Source organism: Desulfobotulus sapovorans DSM 2055 (assembly GCF_059569355.1).
In genome coordinates this window covers 38,854-63,287 of record NZ_JCANVJ010000006.1, presented here as the reverse complement: position 1 = coordinate 63,287, position 24,434 = coordinate 38,854, and the positions used below count along the sequence as shown (strand labels likewise).

Below are 24,434 nucleotides of genomic sequence, written 5' to 3'. Positions count from 1 at the left end.
CTGCGATTGCATGGATAGCTGAAGAAAGATGGTAGGCAGAATCGTTTTTTTCCCTTCAGCCAGCGTCATGTCCAGTGAGGGATACCGGATCGGCATTCCTGCGCCGAAGCTGTCCGTCATCGTAAAACAGTCAGTCCTTTCAGAAAAAAAGATGTCGGCGCACCGGGGAGGATGCGCCGACAGACGACTTCCGGCGGGGGCGTTGTCGGAAGTCGTGGTAAGGGGAAGCCGGGGCTTTTTAAAAGCCCTCGGCTTTTTTTATCGTAAATCAGCCGCCAAAGGAGGCGTCTTCCATGGCCACAGCGGCACCGTCCATGATCTGGATGGCGTTGAGCTTGCCTGCTGTGATGGGCAGCTGGGTATTGATGAAGAAACGGGCTGTGGTGACCTGGCCGGTGTAGAAGGCATCATCTTTTTTCTTCTGACCGATCTTGGGTGCGGCCACAGCGGCACGCCACAGGAGCATCCAGGCCATGGTGAGATCGCCCGTGGCTTCCAGGAAGGGATGGGTGAAGGCAAAGGCGTCCAGCACCTTGTCGCTGCCAGCGGCCTTGCCCAGGATGGCGGCGGTTTCGGTATAGGTGTTGAAGAGTTTTTCCAGGTTTTCGGCAAGGGGCTTGACCGCTTCAATGCCACGGGCCAGTTCAATGGTCTTGCGGATTTCTTCCAGGAAGGCCATGAAGGCGGCGCCTTTTTTCATGCCCATCTTGCGGCCCACAAGGTCGATGGACTGGATGCCGTTGGTGCCTTCATAAATCTGGAAGATGCGGACATCCCGAAGCAGCTGGGCTACGGGGTATTCTTCGATAAAGCCGTAACCGCCATAGACCTGAACGCCATGGGAGCAGACCTCAAAGGCCTTGTCCGTGATGTAGCCCTTGATGATGGGGGTCAGCACTTCTTCCAGATCCCGGAGACGGGCCTTTTCAGCTGCGTCCGTGCTGAGGTGGTGACGATCCTGAACCATGCCGTTGTAGTAGATGAGGCTGCGCATACCTTCCACAAAACTCTTCATGAGCATGAGCTGGCGGCGTACGTCGGGATGACGGACGATGGCGGAGGGGCCTGCGTCCGCAGGATCGGTCATGTGCTTGGTCTGGATGCGCTGACGGGCGTAATCCAGGGCGTACATGAAGGAGGTGGTGGCGTTGGCGAAACCCTGAAGCCCTACCATCTGGCGGGCTTCGTTCATCATCTGGAACATGGCGGCCATGCCCTTGTTCTCTTCACCGATGAGGGTACCGACGCACTGGCCCTTGCCGCCCAGGGTGAGGGAGCAGGTGCAGTTGCCGTGCAGACCCATCTTGTGCTCAATGCCCGTGCAGACCACGTCGTTGAATTCACCAAGGGAGCCGTCGGCATTGATGCGGTATTTGGGAACCATGAAGAGGGAAATGCCACGGGTACCTGCGGGAGCGCCTTCAATGCGGGCCAGGGTGGGATGGATGATGTTTTCCACCATATCCTGCTCACCGCCGGAGATGAAGATTTTGGAACCGCTGATGGAGTAGGTGCCGTCGGGATTGCGTTTGGCCACGGTGGTCAGGGCGCCGACGTCGGAACCGGCATCGGGTTCGGTTAAAAGCATGGTTCCGGACCATTTGCCCGAAAACATGTTTTTCAGAACCTGATCCTTCTGGGCCTGGGTGCCGAAGCTTTCAATGAGGCGGGCAGCCCCATGGGAGAGCATCTGGAAGAGCATGAAGGAGTTGCAGGCACCATAGAAATATTCGTTGGCGGCAAGGCCCACAGCCTTGGGCATCCCCTGCCCACCCCATTCGGGAGAGTCACTCATGGCCAGCCACTGACCGTCGCAGTAATTCTTGTACACTTTGTGATAGGCTTCGGGAACGCGTACTTTTCCGGCATCAAACTCGCATCCGGCATCACTGATCTTCTGAAGGGGCAGAATTTCCTTGATGGCCAGGTTGCGGGCCTCGGTAACGATCAGGTCGATGGTTTTTTTGTTGAAATCGGAAAAGCTTTCGTTTTTGGCCAGTTCAGCCACTTCAAATTGTTCATGGAGGACAAAATCCACATCGCGACGGTCGGCAATCAGTTGGGCCATTGGAATCTCCTTTTGAACGGGTGATGTTTGGGTTTTTAAGTAAAGCGGTGTGCCCTGTACGGCAACACCGCCTGTGTGCAGGCATGGTTTTACTGTGAAGCGGGATATTCCCGGAATCTGCGGGAAAGCCCTTTTTCGGTCAGATCGGCGACCGGCCCCCTCCTTTATGGTGGTACAGAGCCAGGGCTTCGTTTCTTGTACAAACGATGACCCAACCGTAAAACCATGTTTTGCACTTTTTTGCAATGCTCTTCATGCAGATAAGGGTTTCCATGTTTTACAGGCGCATGGAGTTTGTTGAATTTTATGCGCTTTTCAGCATCAGATCCGGTACGGCAATGCGATTCTTCCGGTCGCCTGCCCTCCAGATGCCCATTTTACGGGCCTCTTCAATCAGTTCATCCCGGAAATCCGGATGGGCGATGGAGATCAGGGCTTCGGCCCGTTCCCAGGTGGATTTTCCCTTGAGATTCACCTTGCCGTATTCGGTCACCACCCAGTGGGTCACGGTACGGGGAACGGTGATGATGGAGCCGGGGCTGAAGGTGGGCCGGATGCGGGAAACCAGTTCCCCATTTTTCCCTTTGGTGGTGGAGGAAAGACAGATAAAGCTTTTGCCTCCGGGAGCATGATAGGCGCCAAAGGTATAGTCGAACTGACCGCCGGTTCCGGAAATATGGCGGGAACCGGAAGACTCGCTGGAAACCTGACCGAAAAGATCCACTTCCACCGCATTGTTGATGGCCACCATTCTGTCGTTCATGGAGACATTGGCGGGCTTGTTGACCAGATCCACGGAATAACTGGCGCAGAAGGGGTTTTTGTCAAGGAAATCATAGAGTTTTTGAGAGCCTAAGGCAAAGGTATAAGCCATTTTACCGGGGCAGTATTTGGTATATTTGCAGGTGATGCGTCCGGCCTCAAACATATCCACAAAGGAGTCGGCCAGCATTTCCGTATGAACGCCGAGATCCTTCAGATCCGATTCCGCGATCATTTTCCCAACGGCATTGGGCATGCCGCCGATGCCGAGCTGGATGCAGGAACCATCATGGATTTCTTCCATGATGAGCCTTGCGATGCGACCGTCAATCTCCGAAGGGGCTGCGGAAGGAAGCTGGAAAAGGGGTTTGTGCTCAGATTCCACAATGAGATCCACCTCATCAATGTGGATGCCCTCATTGAAGCCGCCATAACAGTGGGGGATATTGCGGTTGATTTCCACGATGACCTTTTTGGCCCGCTTGGCGGTGGCCATATGGATGGAGTTGGAAGAACCGAAATTGAAGTATCCCCTGGAGTCCATGGGGGCGACAGCTACGCAGAATACGTCCGAATTGATAACGTCATAGTGACCGGGGCCTTCGTGGAACAGGAAGGGCACATAGAAACAGTTGCCCGCGTCGTGGAGTTTGCGGTCGCCTCCGGAAAAATGCCAGTTGTTGTAGATAAAACGGGTTGCTGTGGGGTCAGCTTTGGCCACGGCGGCCAGTCCCGGATAGGTCATGGCGCGGACTTTAACATCTTCCAGCTCATTGACACGGGCAGCAAGGGCAGCATCCAGGGTGACGGGCGCACAGGCAAAGTTACCGTAATCGACCCAGTCTCCGGACTGAATGTGACGGACGGCTTCTTCGGGACTGCACATCTTTTTTTTATAGGCTTCCTGGTAGGGGGTCATGTTTCCTCCTTGGTGTTCTGTGGCGCGGCCCGCCGCGGGTTGGTTTCGGGTTTCCGGTACCTGTTGTTTGTTCCAGCTTTAACTGCGAGCTTCGTGCCAGGATGTAAAAAAACCAGGAAAATAAGAGTGTTTTTTATAAGTTCTTGATTTGTCTTATGTAAAAATTGTTGCAGCATGGCGGGACGGGGCAGGGTGATGGGGGAAGCCGGGGAGAAGCAGAAAAGGAAGGTGGGGTGTTTTGACCCCACCCCCTGAAAAGACCGTGGTGGATTGGATATGAAAACAGTGTTTTGTGGGGCTATGTGGTTTTTTTACCCCAATGTGGGCATACTTACCCACTCCGCCTCAGTCGAGCTGAAAATGGCGCAGTTTGGTAAACAGGGTTTTGCGGTGGATGCCCAGGGCTTCGGCGGTTTTCCCCTTGTGCCACTGGTGCTTTTTCAGGATCCGGAGTAAGAATTCCCGTTCACAGTGTTCCATGGCCTGGCGCAGATCCAGGTTCTCGGGGATCTCCTCGTAAGGGCTTTTTTCCGTAAAGCCCCTTTCCGTGTCTTCCATGCCGGGAAAGTCGATTTTTTTGAGGGTAAGGTAGCGGTGCAGGGTGTTTTGCAGCTCCCGGACATTGCCCGGCCAGTCGTAGGCGACAAAGGCTTCCGTGATCTGGGCCGGTACGGTGAGGGGAAGGGGTTCCTTTTCCTGAAACGCTTTGATGAAGTGATCCATGAGCAGGGGAATGTCTTCCTTTCGTTTGCGCAGGGGGGGCAGGTGGATGGGGATGATGTGGATGCGGTAGAAAAAATCTTCCCGCATCAGATTTTTGCGCACATGCTCCCGGAGATCCCGGTTGGTGGCGGCGACGATCCGGACATCACTTTCCCTGCGTACCGCAGCCCCCACGGGGGTGTAGCCGCCCCCCTCAATCGCCCGGAGCAGTTTGACCTGCATGGTCAAAGGAAATTCTCCGATTTCATCGAGAAAGAGGGTGCCCCCGTCGGCCATTTCCATATAGCCCTTTTTATCGTTCACCGCACCGGTGAAGGCCCCCCGGACATGACCGAAAAATTCGCTTTCCAGAAGGTTTTCCGGGATGGCACCGCAGTTGACCACCACAAAGGCCTTGTCCCGTCTCGGGCTGTTTTCATGGATGGCCTGGGCCACCAGTTCCTTGCCCGTTCCCGACTCTCCCAGAATGATGACATTGGCCGAGGAGGCGGAAGCCTTGAGGATCAGGTCATAGACATCCTGCATTTTGGCGCTTTTTCCGATGATCCTGCCGAACTTGTAACGATCCCGCAGTCCTGAGCGCAGGAGGGTATTTTCCTGTTGCAGCGAGGCTTCCCGCTCTTTGAGGGCAGCTTCCGCTTCCTTTCTCTGGGTGATGTCCATGAGAATGACCTGGATACGATCCACCTGGCCGTTGCTGTCAAAAATGGGAGAATTGACGGCATAAAACCATTGTGCCCTGCCAGAGCAGTGAATTTCCATGCGCAGGGTCTCTCCGGAAAAGACCCTTTCTCTCACGTCTATGGTGAAAAGCGCCTCCAGATCGGGAAGGGCATCCAGACAGAGGGTGCCTGTGGGATCCATTCCGGTGCGTTCCACCAGAAGACGGTTCATGTAGCGGATGCGCATGTCCCGGGTATAGACGAAGATGAAGCCCTCGAAATTCTCGATGATGGCATTGAGCTGGGATTCCCTCTGGCGTAGGGCATTTTCCGCCTGCTTGCGGGTGGTGATGTCCAGGAAGGAGGCAATGCTGCGCTGGGTGCCCTGGATGACCCCCACCTTCATGTAGATGTCCATGATGCGGCCATGGCGGTCTGTGATGCGGCATTCGTATTCCGTGGGTACCCGGTTTCCGGGTTTGCGCCGACCGTAGTGGTACTGCTGCATACGATCCCTGTCTTCGGGAACAATGAATTCCGACCAGCGTTTTTTGCCCTGGATGTCCTCCCTGCTGAAGCCCGTCATTTCCTGAAAGCGGGCGTTGGCGCAGGTAATGGTCATGTCTTCTTCAATGATGATGGTACCCGTTCCCGTGTTCTCGAAAACGGTCTTGTACATGCGCAGATGCTCATAGGTGGACATGTTTCTGTGCAGCACCTGGGCGATGCGGCCTGTCATGTCCGCAATCTGCTGGAGAAGATCCAGGGACAGTCCCTTTTTCCGGGGGACTTCCATGACCATGGTACCCTGGGGAAGTTTTTCCGTATGGGCCAGGGGAAAAAAAAGGGATTCCTCTTCATTGCCCATGCTGTGGCGTGGCACAAGGGCGACGGAGGCAAGGGCCATGTTTCTTGCGATATGGATTTCTGCTTCGCCAAGAAAGTCGCCCAGAACTCTGGCTTTTTCGGCGGCATGGAGGAGATCGTGACAGAGCTGCATCATAAGGGGTTTCCTCAGGAGACTGGTGGGATGAAGACCTGGGGTTTTTCCGTTTCCGGAAGGGTTTCCACGTACAGGGAACGACTGGGGAAGGCAAAACCGGCTCCTTCTTCTTCCACAATGGCCTTGATGACGAAGGCCAGGTGTTCCTTGGCCGCCAGCCATTCGCCCCAGAGCGTGGTTCGGGTGAAGCAGTAGACCATCAGGTCGATGGAAGAGTCGGAGAAACGGTCAATCCGTACAAAGAGGGGCACTTCGGGCGGCCTGGCGAAGTTGTCATTTTCCAGAAGATGGTTTTCAATGCGGTCGCGGATACGGCGCAGGGCGTGCAGGGTGGTGCGGTATTCGAGACCGATCATCCAGTAGATGCGCCTGTGGCTCATGGCGGAAAAATTTGTCAGTGTATTGTCGGAAAGGCGGCTGTTGGGTACAAAGACCGGAGCCTTGTCAAAGCGGCGGATGCGGGTGGAACGGAAACCGATCTGTTCCACGGTGCCTTCCACCACGCCTTCCACATGAATCCAGTCTCCTGTGCCAAAGCGTCGTTCGGTAAGAATCAGGATACCGGAGATGAGGTTTTTGAACAGATCCTGGGCGCCCAGGGCAACGGCCACGCCAAAAAGGCCAAAGCCTGCCAGTATGGGGCCCACCCTGATGCCCCACATCTCAAGGATGGTGGCGGCACCGATGACCATGATGGCAATCCGGAGGGCTTTCTGGAGCCAGTCCATCAGGGCCTGACCAATGTGTCCCTTCAGGTTGTGAAATACCCTGAAGACGGGAGAGGTGGCGGAGTGCAGTGCCCAGAAAATCATGAAGGTGACCATGGAACGGATGACTCTCTCCGAAAAATCTGCGGCAGCCCCTTCCAGTTCCAGAAAACGCAGGGAAAAGAAGATGCCGAGGATGATGGGCAGCAGGCGTACGGGGGGTTCCAGGGAGGCAACGATCTCGTCGTCAAGGCGCGTGTCTGTTTTGGCACTGAGCCGTTTTAAATGATGAAGCGCCCAGTGCACCACCGTGCGTCTCAGCATGAGAAAGAAAATCAGAATCCCCGCAGCGGCCAGATAACGGATGACGGGAACTCCCAGAAAGCCATGGTGCCAGACATCCATCACCACACTGAAAAATGCATTGAAGGATGACAGCAGGGTCATGATCGATTGTTTCAAGGAATCCATAGGGCCTCCCGCATGGTGCCCCCGGACAGGGGGCAGGGTTCAGAAAGAGGCTGGCAGTATAGGGGGCGGAGCCTTTCAGGTCAAGGAGGCCTGTTTTGGAGAATACCATGTTTTTCGGGGATGATTTCTGGCTTGCGGGCCTTTTTGTTTCTTCTTTTGTGGCGGCCACCCTGCTTCCCGGTGCTTCGGAAGTCCTGCTGGCGGGCGGGCTTCTTGCGGGCAGGGAGCCTGTGAGTGCCGTTTTTGTGGCCACCCTTGGCAACATGCTGGGGGCTGTCACCACCTTTTTTCTGGGAAAGTTTCTGGGCCAGGGTGCGGGACGTTTTGTGGGGATCTCCGAAGAAAAACGTCGGCGTGCAGGGATCTGGCTGTCCCGTTACGGATCCTGGCTGCTCCTTTTTTCCTGGCTGCCCGTTCTGGGCGATCCCCTGGTTTTTGCCGCAGGGCTGGTACGCCTTCCTGTGGCACTCTTTATGCTGTTCACCCTCATCGGGAAGCTGATCCGCTATGCGCTGGTGGCCTGGCTGACCCTTGGGGCCGAGACCCTGATGGCCTGTACCCTGTAGAAAGGTAAGGATAACGCCCATGAATCAGGATGACAGGGCAAGTTTGCGGAACCGTGCGGAAACGGCGGAGTCCGATGCCCGGTTTTATCGCATGATCTTTGAGAAATCCACGGCTCCCACCATTGTGATTGAAGCCGATTTTGTCATCAGCCGCATCAATGAACGGGTGGAAGAGCTGCTGGGCTATTCCAAGGAAGAGATTGAGGGGAAGATTGCCTGGCAGCGTTTTGTGGTGCAGGAGGATCTGGAGCGTATGGTGCGCTACCACCACCTGAGACGTCAGGACGCTTCGGCAGCGCCGGGGGAGTATGAATGCCGCCTCATGAACCGGGACGGTCAGGTGCATGACATCCTGATCAAGCTGGATATGATCCGGGGAACCACCACCAGTGTCGCCACCCTGGTCAATGTCACGGCGGAAAAGGAGGTGGTGAAAACCTTGCGGCAGCGGGAAGCGGAATTCCGGGCCATTGTGGAACATTTTACGGGCTACCTTTATACCTGTCACAGGGATTACCGTCTGGCTTATATCAACGCTCCCCTTGCGGAAAGAACGGGCAGGGAGGGTTCCGCAGCCCCCTGTTATGCGGTGGTGTACAACCGGGATACGCCTTGTCCCTGGTGTGAAAATGCCGGGGTTTTTTCCGGAAAGACCGTCAGTGTGGAGCGTCTGGATGCGCTGGATGAGCGCTGGTACAGCGTTGTCACCACCCCCATTTATGGAGAGGACGGGGCGGTGCTGCTGCGGCAGACGGTGATGGTGGATGTGACGGAACGCAAGATGGCCGAAGAGCGCATCCGCTCCCGTGCAGCCCTGCTGCTGGAGGAAAATCAGCGGTTGAAATCCAGCATGAAAGACCGCTACCGCTTTCATGGGATTGTGGGGAAAAGCCCTGAAATGCAGGCGGTTTATGACCGTATCCTTCAGGCCGCGGGCAGTGCGGCTGCTGTGGTGATCCGGGGAGAATCCGGTACCGGAAAGGAGCTGGTGGCCCAGGCCATCCATGCCCTGAGCCAGCGGGCCCGTCAGCCCTTTGTTCCCGTCAACTGCGGTGCCATTCCCGAAAGTCTTATGGAAAGCGAGTTTTTCGGTTACCGGAAGGGGGCCTTCACCGGTGCGAATACGGACAAGAAGGGGCTTCTGGAACTGGCTCACGGGGGCACCCTTTTTCTGGATGAGGTGGGGGAAATTCCCCTTTCCATGCAGGTCAAACTTCTGCGGGCCCTGGAGGGTAACGGATTCCGGGCTTTGGGGGGCAGGGAAAACATCAGGCCGGATATCCGGATCATTGCCGCCACCCACAGAAACATGGAGTCCATGGTGGCCGATGGCCGTATGCGTCAGGATTTTTTTTACAGGCTGCACATCATTCCCATTTATCTGCCTCCCCTGCGGGAGCGGAAGTCTGACATTGCCCTTCTGGTGGAGCATTTTCTGGAGGCCATGGAAGGGGAAGGGGGGCAGCAGGGCGTGGATGCCCGCACCATGGACGCCTTTATCCGCTATGACTGGCCCGGCAATGTGCGGGAACTGCAAAATGCGCTGCAACGTTACATGACCCTGGGGAGTCTGGATCTTTCCATCGGAAAAGAGGCCGGGGAAGAGGGAGAGGCTGCTGCTTCCCTGAACCTGAAGGAAAGGCTGGAGCTTCATGAACGGGAGCTGATTCTGGAAACCCTGAAAACCTGTAAGGGACACAGGGGACGGACGGCGGAAATTCTGGGGGTGGATCGCAGAACCTTAGAACGGAAGATGCAGCGCTACGGGTTGAGGGAAGGGTTTGCGGCAGAAATGTCGTAGTATGCGGCATCGGTGTCGCATGCCTGAAAAAGCCCCGTAATCCGGCCTTTCGGATATAAACAGTGTTTGTCTGGAGGGGCAGGTATGCGGCAGGGGTGCCGCAGGCGTGGAGGCTCTCCGGAAGACAGAAGTTTCAGGAAGGTACAACTTCCTGAAACTTCTGTTTTTTTATCTGTGGCACACGGCTTGCAATTGTCTGGAATCACCTAAGGAGAACAGGCCGCCCTTAAGCGGCGCAAACCCTATGAAGGAGGATACCATGGACATACAGGCCCTTTACCGCGCAAAACTTGTATCTGCTGAAAAGGCCGTATCCATCGTCCGTTCCGGACAGTGGGTGGATTACGGCAACTTCCTCTGTGCTCCCCTGACCCTGGATGCGGCCCTTGCCCGAAGGGCAAAGGAGCTTGAAGAAGTCAAGGTGCGTGCCGTGGGCTTCCCCGGTCTTGCAGCCGTTGCCATGGCGGAGCCGGGTGGCGGACATTTTATTTATAACAACTGGCATTTTACGGGGGGAGACCGCATTCTCCACGACAAGGGCCTGTGCAGCTATATCCCCATTCTCTACCACGAAGGTCCCCGATACTATGCCAGGGATATTGAAACCGATATCTTTTTTGTACGCTGCGCCCCCATGGACGCGAACGGTTTTTTCAATTACGGGGTTGCAAACTCCGTACAGCGGGCCCAGGCGGAAAGTGCCCGTACCATCGTGGTGGAAGTGAACAGCAGCATGCCCGTATGCCATGGAGGATACGATGAAGCCCTGCATATTTCCGAGGTGGATTTTATCGTTGAGTCCGACAATGCCCCCATGTTCAGTCTGAAGGAGCCTGCGGTTTCCCCGGAAGACATGAAGATCGCAGAGCATGTGGTGGGCAGGATTCCCGACGGTGCCTGTCTTCAGCTCGGGATCGGCGGACTGCCCAATGCCATTGGCCGTATGATTGCGGATTCCGGTATCCGTGATATTGGTGTGCATACGGAAATGCTTGTGGACAGCTACCTTGACATGTACGAGGCGGGCCGCATCACAGGCCGCTACAAGCGGGATCTGCCCGGCAAAATGACCTATACCTTTGCCCTGGGAACCCAGCGTCTCTATGACTTTCTGCACCACAATCCCCTCTGTGCCAGCTATCCCGTGGACTACGTGAACACCCCGGCCCGTATTGCGGCCAATCCCAGGGCGGTTTCCATCAACAATGCCGTGGAAGTGGATCTCTATGGTCAGATTTCCAGCGAGTCTTCGGGAGTACGTCAGATTTCCGGAACGGGCGGGCAGTTCGATTTCGCCTTTGGCTGTTACCATTCCGAAGGCGGCCAGAGCTTCATCTGTCTGCGTTCCACCACAACGGACAAGGCGGGCAACCGCAAGTCCCGCATCCGGGCCACCCTGGAGCCCGGTACCATCGTCACCCTGCCGAGAACCGTCACCCACTGGGTTGTCACAGAACATGGCATGGCCAATCTCAAGGGCAAAAGCACCTGGGAACGGGCCGAAGCCCTCATCGGTATCGCCCATCCGGACTACAGGGATGAGCTGATGCGTGAGGCGGCAGCCATGAATATCTGGAAGCGGAAACTTCACGTTTCCGGCTATCCCTCCGAGTTGCGCATGGCCGTATGAGGCAAAAGGGCTTTATAGGGTTGGCCCTTTCTCTCCCGAGCCGGGAATCTCTCCCCGATCTCCCCCCATCTCTCCGAGGTTGGGGAGAATTCCCGGCAATTTTTTCAACCCCTGTTCCGAAACCCCTCCTGAACCGAATCCCGTCATCCCAGGTGTCTGATTTCTCTGCGTCCGCCATGCGGATGGTGCTGGCTCGGGTATGGGGAGGTCTTTTTACCGCCTGACTGTGATCGCTGTTCATTCTGGCGATCCGGAATATGTTCACGAAAATCATGCAAAGGGGGCATCATGGAAACACGGTACGAAGAGGGAAAACTTCCCAATCGCTGGCTGGTCGTTGCGGGTTCCATTCTCATGCAGCTCAGTCTGGGGGCCATTTATACCTGGAGTCTTTTCAACAGGCCGCTTGTGGAGAAATTCGGCTGGACATCCGGGGACACGGTTTTCACCTTTTCCATCACCCTGGCCAGCTTTTCCGTGGCCGTTATTTTTGCAGGACGGCTTCAGGACAAGATCGGGCCGCGCAGGGTGGCCATGGCCGGGGGAATTCTCACCGGCCTGGGGGTGGCACTGGCAAGCTTTGCCACCAGTGTCTCCTTTCTCTATCTCACCTACGGCGTGATCGCCGGTATCGGTATCGGTGCCGCCTATGTGACGCCTCTCGCCACCTGCGTGAAGTGGTTCCCTGAAAAACGGGGTCTGATCACGGGCCTTGTACTGGCGGCTCTGGGTGTGGGGGGGATGCTGTTCAAGCCTGTTATTCTGATCTTTATTGGAAAATTCGGCGTGTCCCAGGCCTTCCTCTATCTGGGCTGTATTTATGGGCTGCTGCTCCTTCTCGGTTCCCTGGCCCTTGTGGTGCCGCCCAGGGGCTACAGACCTCCGGGATGGACAGCTTCCGCAAGTCAGGCCGGGGCTGTTCCCGCAGGAAGCCGGAGCTATACCCCCTCCCAGGCCATGAAAACACCTCAGTTCTACATGCTGGTGGCCTGGATGTTCTTTGGCAGTGCCGCAGCCCTCATGATCATCAGTGTTGCCGCCAATATCGGCATGACCATGATTGGCTTAAGCCTTGCCGCAGCAGGCAATGCCGTTGTCACCATTTCCCTGTTCAATGCCTGTGGCCGTCTGGTCTGGGGTGGGATTTCCGACCGTTTTGGCAGAAAATCTTCGCTTCTCGCCAATTTTATTCTGCTCAGTCTGGCCATGTTCTATATGGCCCTCATTCCCATGAACTATGCGGGCTTTCTGATGGCCACCTGTATTGTGGGATTCTGTTTCGGCGGTCTTGCGGCCATGCTGCCCACCATTACGGCGGAATGGTTTGGTCTTGCCAGTGTGGGGAACAATTATGGTGCCGTCTTTATCTTCTACGGCATAGCGGCCCTCACGGCCCCAAGGCTTTCCATCGCCATTGGTTTTGAAAAGGCTTTCCTTGTGGCAGGCATTGCCTGCGCCATCGGTGCCGTGATCGCCCTTTTTGCCAGAGCACCCGGAACCGCCGTCACATCTGATCCTCTGGTGGGAGAAACCATGCCCCCCGAGGTTTCCAGCGCTTCCTGAGGCAGATCCCTTTGTCTTACAATGCAGCAGATCATAAAAGCGCCGTCCCCCGGAGAGGGTACGGCGCTTTTTCCGTGAGACGGTTCAGGCGCTTAGTGTGTGGCCTCTGTCAGATTCCGAAGGGCCTTGCTGGCAAGCTCAAAGGCGCTTTCCCCTTGCAGGGCAGCTCCGAGTTTTTTGCAGGTTTTCTGTAGGGCAGCGGAGCGGCACAGAGTGTCCAGAAGGGCGGCAAGGCGGGGCGGGGTGAAGGCTTTGGGACTGAGGGAGGTGCCTGCGCCGAGGCGTGTGATTCTTGCGGCATTGTCGTGCTGGTCAAAGCTCATGGGCATGACGAGCTGGGGAATGCCTGCCCGGAAGGCCTGGGAGGCCGTACCGATACCGCCATGATGCACCAGGGCGGCGGTTCTGGGCAGAAGCCGGCTCAGGGGCAGATAGCTGTGGCAGAGGATGGAGGCCGGAAGCTGCCGGGGTAGCTGTTCCGGAAAGCGTGTCAGAAAAATGGCCCTTTTGCCCAGCATGGCACAGGCTTTCCGGGCGGTTTCGAAAAAACGGGCCGCATGCATGTTGGCGGTTCCGGGTGTAAAAACGAGGGGAGGGTCTCCGGCTTCCAGAAAAGTCTTTACCTCTTCGGGCAGGTCTTTTCCATCGTCTCCGTCCCACAGGGGAAAACCGATGTGGATGAGATTCCGGGGCCAGTCCGGCTGTTTTGGGGCAAACCACTCGGGAAAGGTGGTCAGAATAAGGGTGGTGGAAAGCAGCCACTGATCCACCTTGCGGACAGGGGGAAGGCCAATGGATTTTCGGTAGCGGTTGAGGGGAGGGGTGATGAGGGTTCCGATGAGGCAGTCTTTCATCAGCCAGCTTTGAAACTGTTTGACCGGTTTGGGGATGCCCGGAGCGGTGAACATTCCGAAATAGCGGGGGGAGTCGTGGAGGCTCCAGAGGGCTGCGGGCTGGTAGATAACGGAAACCATCGGAATCTCAAACTTTTCCTGGGCCATTCGTGCGCCAAGGGCCAGATAGCTGCTGATCAGGATGGTTTTTCCCGGTTCATGGAGGCGGGCAATGGTCTCAAACTGGGTCTGCATGAGGGCCTTCCCCGTTTTCCGGAACAGGTAGGTATAGCTTTTCAGCGGGTTCCAGAGATCCGGACTGCTGATCAGATCGCGGTACTCATCGGCGGTTCCGACTTCCTCAAAGCGCAGTTTTCTGCTTTCCACAAGTTCTTTGAAGTAGCCGCAGGCGCAGAGGATCACTTCATGCCCCTGTTCCTGTAAATGAATGCCAAGCCCCAGAAGGGGGTGAATATCGCCGTGGCTTCCCACGGGCATCAGAAGGTATTTCATCGGAACTCCGGTTATCAGAGGAAAGGCCGCATCTGCCCCCTGAAGATGCGGCGGGGTGGGTCAGGAAGTTTTTTGGGGCAGCACAAGGGGGGCTGGAAATGGAGAAAAATCCTATAGAACGCCGCTCTGGAATGCAAGGCTGTTTTTTGGGGGGAATGTCTTCACGGCAGACCTCCCTTTTTTTCCGGTTTCTCTGCTGCCCTTCATCTTCCGACTGTGATAAGAGGGGGCATGGAAGCAGGAGGTATCCGAGATCGGGGAAAAGGGCCGTACGGAAGTCACGGCATGGGGAGAGGGTATGGACTACGGTTTTTATCGGTTTTTTTGCAGGTTCACCACGGCTGCGGAGCTGCCGGCCTTCAAGGGTTCCACCTTTCGGGGGGGCTTCGGCCATCAGCTCAAGGCGTCGGTCTGCGCCCTGCGCCAGTATGAGAACTGCCGGGCCTGTCCGTTGCGGAGCCGCTGCATCTATGCGCGGGTTTTTGAGCTGGATGAAGAGGCGGATGCGGGAGGCCGGATTTCGGCAGCCCCCCATCCCCTGCTTTTTGTGCCCCCTGAGGCGGAAAAAGCCCTGTACGCCCCCGGAGACCGGCTGGTCTGCGGACTGAAAGCCTTTGGTGCGGCCAATGATGCCCTTGCCTATTTTGTCCATGCCTTCCAGCGCATGGGCGCTGCGGGCCTTGGGAAAAAGGTTTCCGGACAGCGGGGTTCCTTTGTGCTGGAGCGGGTGGATATGGCCGAAGGCCCGGTTCATCTGATCTATGGGGAGGGGGATGAAAGCGTGACGAGACCCCCCTTTCTGCCCCGGCTTCTCTGGGAGGAAGAAGGCTCCACGGAGCAAAGCCCTGCCGCCGTCAGGCTGATTCTCGAAACGCCCATGCGGCTCAAGGTGGACGGTAAACTTCCTGCGGATCTGCCCTTTGATCTTTTTGTGCGCCAGACCCTCCGCCGCATGTCCGCCATGTTCAATGCCTTTGGCGAGGGCGAGCCGGATCTCGATTATCCGGCCATGATCCGCAAGGCCTCGGAAATCCGCATCCGGGAGAAGAAGCTGCGCTGGTTTGACTGGCAGCGCTACTCCAACCGCCAGGAGCAGAAGATGTTCATGGGCGGCCTGGTGGGGTCTGTGGTGTATGAGGGTGCTCTTGACCCTTTTCTGCCCCTTTTCCGTCTGGCCGAAGCCCTGCATGTGGGAAAGAACACCATGTTCGGTCTGGGCCGGGTGCGCTGGGAGAGGGTCGGGGGGCAGGCCCCTTCTTCCGGAGAGTCCTGAACCATGGCCGCATCTCCCGTTTCCCACCTCTTTTTTCTTCTTTCCACCCATGGGGGGCCGGAGGCGGTCTGTGCCTGTCTCCGGGATGCCTCCATCCGCTTCTTTCAGGATCGCACCCGCCCGGAGCCGGAATCTTTCGGAAAAAAGAACCTTCAGTCTCTGGCTGCGGATGCCTGTCTTGGTGCTCTCTGCGGCACCCTTTCCCAGCATTTCGGTTTCATGGGCAGCCTTGAAGACTGCCGTTTCTGGGCCGAAAAAAGTATCTGGGCATTCGGGGGCAGGGAGAACCGGGAAACCCGTGACAACTGGATACGGGCCTTCCATTACCGGGTCTATGCGGCCTGCGATGGCGGGGAATTTGAGGCTGCGAAAAGGATCTTCTCTTTGTGTTTGGGGGTGAGGATCTTGAAACTTTTGAGATCTCAGAAAAAAGGATGTCCTGGGTGCTGGCCCTCCTGGCCCGTTACGGGGCGGATGCGGGCAGCCCTTCCCTGAAGGCCCGGATAAAGGAGACCCTCTGGCCCCTTGTCTGGCACAACCTCGGTCGCATGGCCCACAGTCCCGGGGAGGCGGAAAGGGTTGTACTCGCCCTGGAAGAAAGCCTTGCTCTTGCCATGGATTCTCAGGTCGGGGCTACCATCCGGATGTTTCCCACCTGTCTTTTCCTGCCCTTGCTTCTTCACGGGTGAAAGAATATCCTTCCCCTTACGGGTTCAGCGCAGGTCATGGGATTTTTCCCGGAAAACATGGCCTCGAAACGTCAAAAAGCTTTTTTTAGCTGGGATTTCCGGATTTTTCTTTTATTCCAGGGATGGAGGCAAGGGCATGAAGTTCCCCTATGGCATCGCAGACTTCAAGAATATCCGTATCAACGGATACTTCTACTGTGACCGCACCGGCCACATTTCCCTTCTGGAACAGGGGAAAAACCAGCTTTTCATCCGGCCAAGGCGGTTTGGGAAAAGCCTCCTTCTGTCCACCCTCTTTTATTATTATGACCTTGCTTCTTCTGCTGATTTTGAAAAGCTCTTCGGAAGCCTTATCATCGGAAAGAACCCCACCCCGCTCCGCAACCGTTATTTTGTTTTGCGCTGGGACTTTTCCTGTGTGGATCCTTCCGGAACCGTGGAGCAGATCAAAAAGGCCCTGCACGACCACATCAATGGCCGCATTGACAGCTTTTTAAAGTATTACAGCGATTACGGACTGGAAGGGGTGGACATTCACCCGGACAATGCCCTGCATTCTCTTGAATCCCTCCTGGGTGCCACCCGCAGCGCAGGGCATCCCGTGTATCTTCTGATTGACGAGTACGACAATTTTGCCAATGAGGTTCTGACAGGGGTGCGGCGAAACGAGGAAAGACGTTACGATGCCCTGGTTTTTGAGGAAGGCCCCCTGCGAACCCTGTTCAAGGCCGTCAAGGCTCTTGGTGGATATGACCAGTTTGACCGGGTTTTTATCACCGGGGTGTCCCCTGTGGTCATGAGCGACATCACCAGTGGCTATAACATTGCCAAAAACATTTATCATTATCCGGAGCTGAATGCCCTCTGCGGTTTTACCCATGGGGAGGTGCGGGAGGTTTTACGGCGTGTGGGGCAGGACTGCGGTCTGGACGATGACCATCAGGAAAGCCTCGTGACGGCCATGGCCACCTGGTACAACGGCTATACCTTTTCTCAGGATGCGGCGGAAAGGGTGTACAATCCCACCCTTGCCCTCTATTTTCTGGAGAACCTTCAGAGAACCTGCAAGCCTCCCCGCAAGATGCTGGACGCAAACCTTGCCACGGATCAGGCCAAACTCACCTATATGGCGGGACTGCTCATGGGCAGGCAGATGCTCCTGGATCTGATGCAGGGAAAAGATCCGGAAGTGTCCGAGCTGGAAGACCGCTTTGGCATGAAGGCCATGCTGCGGGAGGAAGTCCGGAGCAACACCTTCATGGCTTCCCTTCTTTATTATTTCGGGGTGCTCACCCTGAAGGGGGGCAGTATCCGGGGGGATCTTGTGCTGGGGGTTCCCAATCTTGTGATCCGGAAGCTCTATGTGGAGCAGATCGGGGAGATGCTCCTTCCCGATCCTTCGGAGCGGGACGCAGGAAAGTGGGCTGCGGAAAAGGTGTATCAGCAAGGAAAGATGGCCGGACTCTGTGCCTTTGTGGAGCAGCGCTACTTCAGGGTCTTCCACGTTCCGGGAAGGGGAGGGCTTTGAAGGGGAGGCGTTCCCCCAAAGTCCCGGTGGGGGCACTACCTCCTGGATCTATGACGAAGCCACGGGCCTTCTTCTGGCCAGGCGGGACGCCCAAGGCCGGGACGTCACCTATCAGTACGACACCGCAGGCCGCATGCGCACCCGCACCTGGGCGCGTCAGGAGGCAGGCGCGGATCTTGTCACCACCTACGCTTACGACGGGGCCACGGGGGATCTTCTCGGGGTAGGTTATTCTGACGCCACACCGCACATCGCTTTCACCTACAACCGCCTTGGCCAGCAGAAAACCATCACCGATGGCCTGGGCACAAGAACCCTTCTCTACAACCCAGCCCTTCAGCCCGTATCCGAAAGCATCACAGGGCTTTATGAAAGAAGCCTTGCGCTTGGCTATGAAGAAACGGGCCTCAAGGGCAGGATCTCCGGGTTCAGCCTTGATTGATGAGAGGCAATTTTTAAAGAGCAGCAGGCGGCTTAAATATTTTGATGTCCGCTATTGACGACCGACCCCACTTGCCCGTGGGGATAAGTACTGCGAGCTACAGGAGATTCTGGATCCGTTTGATCTGATCCTTCAGGCGTTTTGCTGATATGGAACCTACAGCCCCCACCTCCTGAGCAAAAACAGATATTTTGAATTCTTCAATCATCCAGAACAACTGTTCGACTTCATTTTTCTTTTCTTCGGAAACATGTGCGTGCAGATCCGCAAGGATTTCTTTGAGTGCCTTTTCATAGGGCTGGATTTCCAACGCTTTGCGCGCATCTTTGCCAAAGTCTTCTACCGATTTCCGGGCCCGGACGGCTACAGCCCTGAGGTAGCGGGGGAAATGGGTCAGGCGTTCGGGGCAATACAGGCTGACAAAATTGGGTGGAACCAGGCGTTTGATATCCTGATCCAGCATATCCATGAATGCCATGGTCTTGGAACCGCCCTTTTTTTTGAGGGCAGAAAAGAGTTCCCGGGTTTCCTGAACCGTTTCCAGCACGGGGAGTACGGCATCCAGAAATATTTTCCCATCAGGCAGCAGGTGTTTTTTTGCGTTTTCAAGAGCGTCCTGGAAATCTTTCCAGGATCTGATATCCCGTTCCAGAAGGGGGCAGCAGACGGCTTCTTTTAAGAGATTTTCAAACCGCTCCTTTCCGCCAAAGTGAAGGAGGATTTCTTTTGTTCCTGCTGGCAGCACAAGCAGTTTTTTGAGGTGGGTAAGTTCTGATTTCAGTTCCTGTGCAAGGAGGTGGCGGATGGCTTTTTCATGCTGATTTTGAGCCTCTGATTTTGAGGAAAAAAGGCTTTGCCCCACACCGTTTTCTGTACATGTGAAGGCGCAGAAAGCGAGTTCGCTGTGGGGATTGCAGGAATCTATGGGAACGCTTTCAGGCAGGGTATCCAGATCTGTCGGGCTTACGGGAATTTTTTCCCAGCGGCTGCGAATTTTTTCAAAAAGTGCATCTTTCTGGACTTCATGGATATTTTCTCTGAGAATGACGGGATCCCTGGAGACGGAAAGAACCTCTCCGTTGCCGTCCGTAAGGCAGAGACGCAGACGAAGGTGGGGCGGCAGTATCTCTTCATTAAAGCGGGCGGGGTCTACATCGACATTATAGCGCTGGTATAAAAAACGGCTTAGCGCCAGAGCAAGGGGTCTGCCATCGGGTTTCAGTTCCCGCGCAATATTTTTTGCCGTGTCTGAAAGGGGGAGCAGTCGTTTCCGTATGATTTTGGGAAGTCCTTTGAGCAGGGCTTCTATTTTTTCGGGGAAAAGGCCGGGAACCAGCCATTCCACCTCATGGGGGTTAATTTCAGAGGCGCGGTTCAAGGGGATGCGCACCGTGATGCCGTCGCCAGCCTCTCCGGGGCTGAAGCTATACTGGCAGGGGAGTTCTATTCTTTTTCCCAGAGTGATCTTTTCAGGAAAAAGGCTGAGGGTTTTTGTCTCCGTGCTCTGAAGAAGGATGTCCTTTTCTTCCATGCGGAGGAAATGGTCACTTCCCTTTTCCCGGATGCGGTGGAGGAGGGTTCGGATGTCATAAATACCGTCTATTTTTTGTGCATAGAAATCAAACAGGGCATTTTCACCGGCAAAAAGATCCCGGCGTCGCAGGCGGTCTTCTCTGGCAAGAATGGTTGCCACCACTTTCTGGTTATGGACAAGAAAGGGGGGAAGCTGTTTGAGTTCTCCTTGAACCAGAGCACTCTGAATGAAGATGCGGGTGGCGGTATCCGGATCCTGGGGGCCGAAGGGTATGGATTCTCTGTCCGATAAAATCAGTCCGTAGAGGCTTCGTCTGCGGAAGGCCATGACGGAGCCTCTGTTTTTTTCCCAGTGGGGTTCATAGAGGGCCTCTGAGATGAGGTCTCCAGCGACCTCCACAATCCAGGCCGGATCCAGGGCTGCGGCACAGCGGGCAAAGAGCCTTGAGGTTTCCACCATTTCTGCGGCGACAATCCAGTCCGGAGCCTGGTTAAACAGGCCGGAGCCTGGAAAGATCATCACTTCACGGTTTTTGGGGGCGAGCATGAAATTTTTTTCTTTTTTTTGGGCAATATTGGAAAGGTGTCCTGTCAGAATGGCCTTGTGGATAGCGGCATAGCCTTCACTGAATGGACTTTTAGAATTTGGTTTTTCTTCAAAATTGTTACGGCTCTTTATGGAGATATCCGTTTCTTCCAGCATTTCAAGAATTTGAAAACAAAGATCCCGCCACTCCCGCATGCGTTTGAAGGAAAGAAAGTAGCGTTCCGTGAATTTTTTCAGACGTGCAACCCCAAAGCTCCCCCCGCTTTCCTTGATAAACTGCCGCCAGATGTTCAGGAGGGTAATGAAGTCCGAAAGGGGATCCACAAAGGGTTTCTGAGCCTGAAGGGCCAGCAGGCGTTTTTCCTCCGGTCTTTCCCGGGGATCCACGGCGGTGATACCGGCGGCGATGATGGCCACATCCTCCACACAGCCGAGGCTTTCTGCAGCGATCAGCATACGGGCAATGCGGGGGTCGAGCGGGATGGAGGCCATGCGTTCTCCCACAGGAGTCAGCACAAAGGGCGTATCCCCTTTTTCCGAAGCTTTTTTGGGGCGTACGGCTCCCAGTTCCTGCAACACATCGTAACCGTCCTTGATGAGGCGATCCGCCGGTCTGTCCACAAAGGGAAAGTCCCGGATATCGCCCAGGCGAAGGGCTGTCATTTTGAGGAGAACGTCGGCGAGATTGGCCCGGAGGATTTCCGGTGTGGTGAAGCGTTCCCGCATCTCATAGGATTCTTCGGAATAGAGGCGGATACAGATCCCGTTGGCCACGCGGCCGCAGCGGCCCTTTCTCTGGTCTGCGCTGGATCGGGAAATGGGTACAATGGGAAGGCTTGTGTTGCGCATACCGGGGATATATCGGGGCACGCGGGCAACCCCTGTGTCTACCACGTAGCGGATACCGGGAATGGTGAGGGACGTTTCCGCCACATTGGTGGCAACGACGATTTTTCGCCCTGTCGCAGGCTGAAAAACCCGGCGCTGCTCCGTTCCTGTAAGGCGGGCGTAGAGGGGCAGGATGACAGCACTTTTGTAATTGCGGCCGGAAAGAAGATCACAGGTCTCCCGGATATCCTGTTCCGTGGGCAGAAAGACCAGAATGTCGCCAAAGGGATCCTCCAGCATAAGATCGTCCACGGCGGCAGCCACCTGTTCGGCAAGGGAAGGCCCCTTTTCTTCTTCTTCGGGCTGAGGCTGGTAGCGAACCTCTACGGGATACATACGGCCGGACACGGTGAGGATGGGAGCGCCGGAAAAGGCTTCGGAAAATTTTTCCGTGTCAATGGTAGCGGAAGTGATGATGACCTTGAGGTCTTTTCTTTTTTTGATAAGACGGATGAGAAAACCCAGAAGAAAGTCGATGTTGAGACTGCGTTCGTGGGCTTCGTCAAGGATCAGGGTATCATACTGATTCAGAAAAGGATCGGAAAGGCTTTCGGCGAGGAGAATACCATCGGTCATCAGCTTGACCACTGTCGCTTCATGGGTCTGATCCCGAAATCGTACCTTACACCCCACACTCTGTCCCAGAGGGGTGTGCAGTTCTTCTGCAATGCGCTCCGCCACACTCTGGGCTGCGATGCGGCGGGGCTGGGTGCAGCCGATGCGGCCATGGCGGCCTCGGCCGGCGGCAAGGCAGAGTTTGGGCAGCTGTGTGGTTTTCCCGGAGCCTGTCTCTCCCGCGATAATCACGACAGGGTGCTGCTGGATCGCTTGGATGATGGCTTCTTTATGGGCCGTGATGGGCAGCTGTTCATCAAAATCCGGGTGGGGAAGGGTTTTGATCCTTTCCTGAAAACGGGTTTGGCTATTTTTCAGCTTTTCTTCAAGAAGAGATAAAAGCCGCGCCTGTTCTTCTGGAGGGGTTTTATGAAGATCTCTTTGTGTTTTGTTGAGCTGTCTCCAGAGGAGAATACGATCTGAAATCAGGATATCCGTATTGCTCCGAATCTTGTGGCGCAGACGTTTTTCCTGATGGGACGTGTGGGGTAGGGGCTTATGTATTGACAATGGGAATACCGCTTGTGTAGGGTGAAAAATAATCATGATATGGTTTCAAGGCCATTCTTTCAAGGCTCAGGAGCCGATGCTCCGGAGAACTATGCCGGAAATACTGGAAAGAAGCAATCCTGGGGACTATTACGATGGCTTGGAGTTTTGGGGTTTCGTTACAGAAGATATTCTGAGGTTCGCGACCGGGTCTGTTTTTGACTTTTTTGATCAGTGGAATATCCTGTCATGATCTGACGCTATCGGAGACCCTTTGGCAGGTTGGAGGGGGTATGGGAAAAAAGGTACTGTTTTGGGTATGCCTGTTTATACTCATGGCGGGAAATGGATTTCTTTGGGCTGAAGAGCGGCTTCATGTGGGGATTCTGGATCTGCCGCCCTTGTATGAAGTGAACCAGGAGGGAAAGCCTGGGGGGATCCTTCTGGAGTTTCTGACCCGTATCCTGGATGAAGCAGGTTTTTCCTATGAACTGGCGGTTTATCCACCAAGGCGTCTTTACTGGAACATTGCCCAGGGACGATGTCATGTCTTTCTGGGGGTGAAGGGGGTTCCGGAGCTGGAGGGCAAGGTTCTTTACGGAAAGAAAAAGATCACGGATATTGATATGCGTGCCTATGCCCTGAAGGGAACAGAACTTCCGGAACAAAAGGAAGGATTGTTTGGAAAGCGTGTGATCGTGATCCGGGGCTACAGTTACAGCGGTTTTATAACGGATTTGAGGGATACCGCAAAGGGTACGGAACTGATGGAAGCCTCGGATCATGTTCATGCCTTTCGCCAGCTGGCAGCAGGAAGGGGAGATTATATCCTGGATTACCGGGGGGCTGCGGAACATGCCCTTGTCGAGTTGAAGATGGAAGAAGATATCAGAAGTCATTCTCTTGGTCTGATCGGTGTTTTTCTTAAGGTTTCAAAACAGGTTGAAAATGCAGAAGGGATTATGGCGCGTCTGGAGACGGCATGGGACAGGCTGGAATCTTCCGAAAAGCTTCCCTCGTTTTGAACCTGATACCGGCAGGGAAAAGAATCTTTCTGCCGGTATCAGAGGGACTATCAGGATGCAATACGGGCGCAGATAGCATCTCCCATGGCGGCAGTATTGACAGCCTTTGCGGGATCTGTGCAGATATCTGCCGTGAGGATATCGGCTTCGAGGGTCTGGGCCACAGCGGTTTCAATGGCATCCGCAGCTTCGGAAAGATCCAGACTGAAGCGGAGCATCATGGCTGCAGAGAGAATCTGAGCCAGGGGGTTGGCAATTCCCTTTCCTGCAATGTCCGGCGCAGAGCCACCTGCAGGCTCATACAGGCCGAATTTCTGTTCGTTCAGGCTGGCGGAGGCAAGAAGGCCCATGGATCCTGTGATCATGGCACACTCATCGGAGAGAATGTCTCCGAACATGTTGCCGCAGAGAAGCACATCGAACTGGTGGGGATTTTTGACCAGCTGCATGGCCGCATTGTCTACATAGATGTGGGTGAGGGCCACATCGGGGTAGTCTTTGGCTACTTCTGTTACCACCTCCCGCCAGAGAACCATGGTGGTCAGTACATTGGCCTTGTCCACACTGGCCACACGGCCCTGTCGTTTGCGTGCGAAGTCGAAGGCCATGCGGGCAATGCGTTCAATTTCATAGCGGGAGTAGACCATTGTATCATAAGCTTTTTCTTCAGGCCCGCTGCCTTCTCTGCCCTTGGGCTGGCCAAAGTAGATGTCGCCTGTCAGTTCCCGGACGCAGAGGATGTCAAAGCCGTCTTTGACGATGTCCGGATGCAGGGGGCTGGCACTGGCAAGTGATGGAAAAATTTTGGCCGGTCTCAGGTTGCAGTACAGGCCGAAATGCTTGCGAAGGGGAAGAAGAGCGGCTCTTTCCGGTTGTTGGGCGGGGGGAAGATGTTCCCATTTGGGGCCGCCAACGGAACCAAAAAGGATGGCATCTGCCCATTCACAGGTTTCCAGGGTGGATGCGGGTAGGGCTTCCCCATGGTGATCAATGGCCGCACCCCCCACATGGGCATGTCGGTATTCCAGTGAAAAACCGAACCGTTTCTGTGCAGCATCCAGAACTTTGATGGCTTCCTGCATGACTTCAGGGCCGATGCCGTCTCCGGCAAGAATGGCGATTTTTTTCAAGGGGCGTTCTCCTTGTGGTGGAATAGATCCGGAATATCAGAATGAAGGTCGAAA

General features: G+C 55.4%; 17 protein-coding genes. 10 read left to right on the top strand and 7 right to left on the bottom strand.

Translation table 11 applies throughout. The features are described from left to right. Nucleotides 1–268: 268 nt before the first annotated feature. The 4 genes from BR04_RS06760 to BR04_RS06745 form a co-directional block, all read right to left on the bottom strand. On the bottom strand, nt 269–2,068 hold the full coding sequence (locus BR04_RS06760) for an acyl-CoA dehydrogenase (RefSeq protein ID WP_496355243.1): 1,800 nt from the start codon (nt 2,066–2,068) through the stop codon (nt 269–271). 304 nt (nt 2,069–2,372) lie between these two features. Beyond that, complete coding sequence (locus BR04_RS06755; protein WP_496355242.1) at nt 2,373–3,749, bottom strand: acetyl-CoA hydrolase/transferase family protein; 1,377 nt, start codon at nt 3,747–3,749, stop codon at nt 2,373–2,375. Nucleotides 3,750–4,094: 345 nt separating this feature from the next. Continuing rightward, nucleotides 4,095–6,137 (bottom strand): sigma 54-interacting transcriptional regulator, encoded by a 2,043-nt coding sequence (locus BR04_RS06750; RefSeq protein WP_496355241.1) that lies wholly within the window; start codon nt 6,135–6,137, stop codon nt 4,095–4,097. 11 nt (nt 6,138–6,148) lie between these two features. Continuing rightward, nucleotides 6,149–7,315, bottom strand: a complete 1,167-nt coding sequence (locus BR04_RS06745) for a mechanosensitive ion channel family protein (protein ID WP_496355240.1) — start codon at nt 7,313–7,315, stop codon at nt 6,149–6,151. A gap of 95 nt (nt 7,316–7,410) precedes the next feature. On the opposite strand from BR04_RS06745, the gene BR04_RS06740 reads away from it, so the two are divergent. The 4 genes from BR04_RS06740 (at nt 7,411) to BR04_RS06725 (ending at nt 12,875) form a co-directional block, all read left to right on the top strand. Next, complete coding sequence (locus tag BR04_RS06740) at nt 7,411–7,881, top strand: YqaA family protein (protein WP_496355239.1); 471 nt, start codon at nt 7,411–7,413, stop codon at nt 7,879–7,881. 19 nt (nt 7,882–7,900) lie between these two features. Beyond that, on the top strand, nt 7,901–9,682 hold the full coding sequence (locus tag BR04_RS06735; protein ID WP_496355238.1) for a sigma 54-interacting transcriptional regulator: 1,782 nt from the start codon (nt 7,901–7,903) through the stop codon (nt 9,680–9,682). Nucleotides 9,683–9,941: 259 nt separating this feature from the next. Next, the gene (locus BR04_RS06730) at nt 9,942–11,312 is read left to right on the top strand and encodes an acetyl-CoA hydrolase/transferase family protein (RefSeq protein ID WP_496355237.1); all 1,371 of its coding nucleotides are present in this window, start codon (nt 9,942–9,944) and stop codon (nt 11,310–11,312) included. A 288-nt stretch (nt 11,313–11,600) separates the two neighbouring features. Then, nucleotides 11,601–12,875 (top strand): L-lactate MFS transporter, encoded by a 1,275-nt coding sequence (locus BR04_RS06725; RefSeq protein ID WP_496355236.1) that lies wholly within the window; start codon nt 11,601–11,603, stop codon nt 12,873–12,875. A 92-nt stretch (nt 12,876–12,967) separates the two neighbouring features. On the opposite strand, the gene BR04_RS06720 is transcribed toward BR04_RS06725, so the two are convergent. Beyond that, entirely contained in the window at nt 12,968–14,221 is a 1,254-nt protein-coding gene (locus BR04_RS06720) for a glycosyltransferase (protein ID WP_496355235.1), read from the bottom strand. A gap of 298 nt (nt 14,222–14,519) precedes the next feature. Between BR04_RS06720 and cas6 the strand changes: the two genes are divergently transcribed. The 5 genes from cas6 to BR04_RS06695 all read left to right on the top strand — a co-directional run bounded on the left by cas6 (nt 14,520) and on the right by BR04_RS06695 (nt 18,153). Then, nucleotides 14,520–15,494 (top strand): CRISPR system precrRNA processing endoribonuclease RAMP protein Cas6, encoded by a 975-nt coding sequence (gene cas6, locus BR04_RS06715; RefSeq protein ID WP_496355234.1) that lies wholly within the window; start codon nt 14,520–14,522, stop codon nt 15,492–15,494. 3 nt (nt 15,495–15,497) lie between these two features. Next, nucleotides 15,498–15,989, top strand: coding sequence for a hypothetical protein (locus tag BR04_RS06710; protein WP_496355233.1), 492 nt, complete (start codon nt 15,498–15,500; stop codon nt 15,987–15,989). Beyond that, the gene (locus BR04_RS06705; protein WP_496355232.1) at nt 15,938–16,183 is read left to right on the top strand and encodes a hypothetical protein; all 246 of its coding nucleotides are present in this window, start codon (nt 15,938–15,940) and stop codon (nt 16,181–16,183) included. Before BR04_RS06710 ends, BR04_RS06705 begins: the two co-directional genes overlap by 52 nt. A 136-nt stretch (nt 16,184–16,319) precedes the next feature. Next, nucleotides 16,320–17,711 carry an AAA family ATPase gene (locus tag BR04_RS06700; RefSeq protein ID WP_496355231.1) on the top strand — a complete coding sequence of 464 codons (1,392 nt, stop codon included), beginning with the start codon at nt 16,320–16,322 and terminating at the stop codon, nt 17,709–17,711. Then, the gene (locus BR04_RS06695; RefSeq protein ID WP_496355230.1) at nt 17,656–18,153 is read left to right on the top strand and encodes an RHS repeat domain-containing protein; all 498 of its coding nucleotides are present in this window, start codon (nt 17,656–17,658) and stop codon (nt 18,151–18,153) included. Before BR04_RS06700 ends, BR04_RS06695 begins: the two co-directional genes overlap by 56 nt. Before the next feature lie 97 nt (nt 18,154–18,250). On the opposite strand, the gene hrpA is transcribed toward BR04_RS06695, so the two are convergent. After that, nucleotides 18,251–22,246, bottom strand: coding sequence for an ATP-dependent RNA helicase HrpA (gene hrpA / locus BR04_RS06690; RefSeq protein WP_496355229.1), 3,996 nt, complete (start codon nt 22,244–22,246; stop codon nt 18,251–18,253). Nucleotides 22,247–22,518: 272 nt separating this feature from the next. Here hrpA and BR04_RS06685 point away from each other — a divergent pair, with 272 nt between their 5' ends. After that, on the top strand, nt 22,519–23,250 hold the full coding sequence (locus tag BR04_RS06685; protein WP_496355228.1) for a substrate-binding periplasmic protein: 732 nt from the start codon (nt 22,519–22,521) through the stop codon (nt 23,248–23,250). Between the two features lie 50 nt (nt 23,251–23,300). Here the strand turns inward: BR04_RS06685 and leuB are convergent, their stop codons facing one another. Then, nucleotides 23,301–24,380 carry a 3-isopropylmalate dehydrogenase gene (gene leuB, locus BR04_RS06680; protein ID WP_496355227.1) on the bottom strand — a complete coding sequence of 360 codons (1,080 nt, stop codon included), beginning with the start codon at nt 24,378–24,380 and terminating at the stop codon, nt 23,301–23,303. Between the last annotated feature and the right edge of the window lie 54 nt (nt 24,381–24,434).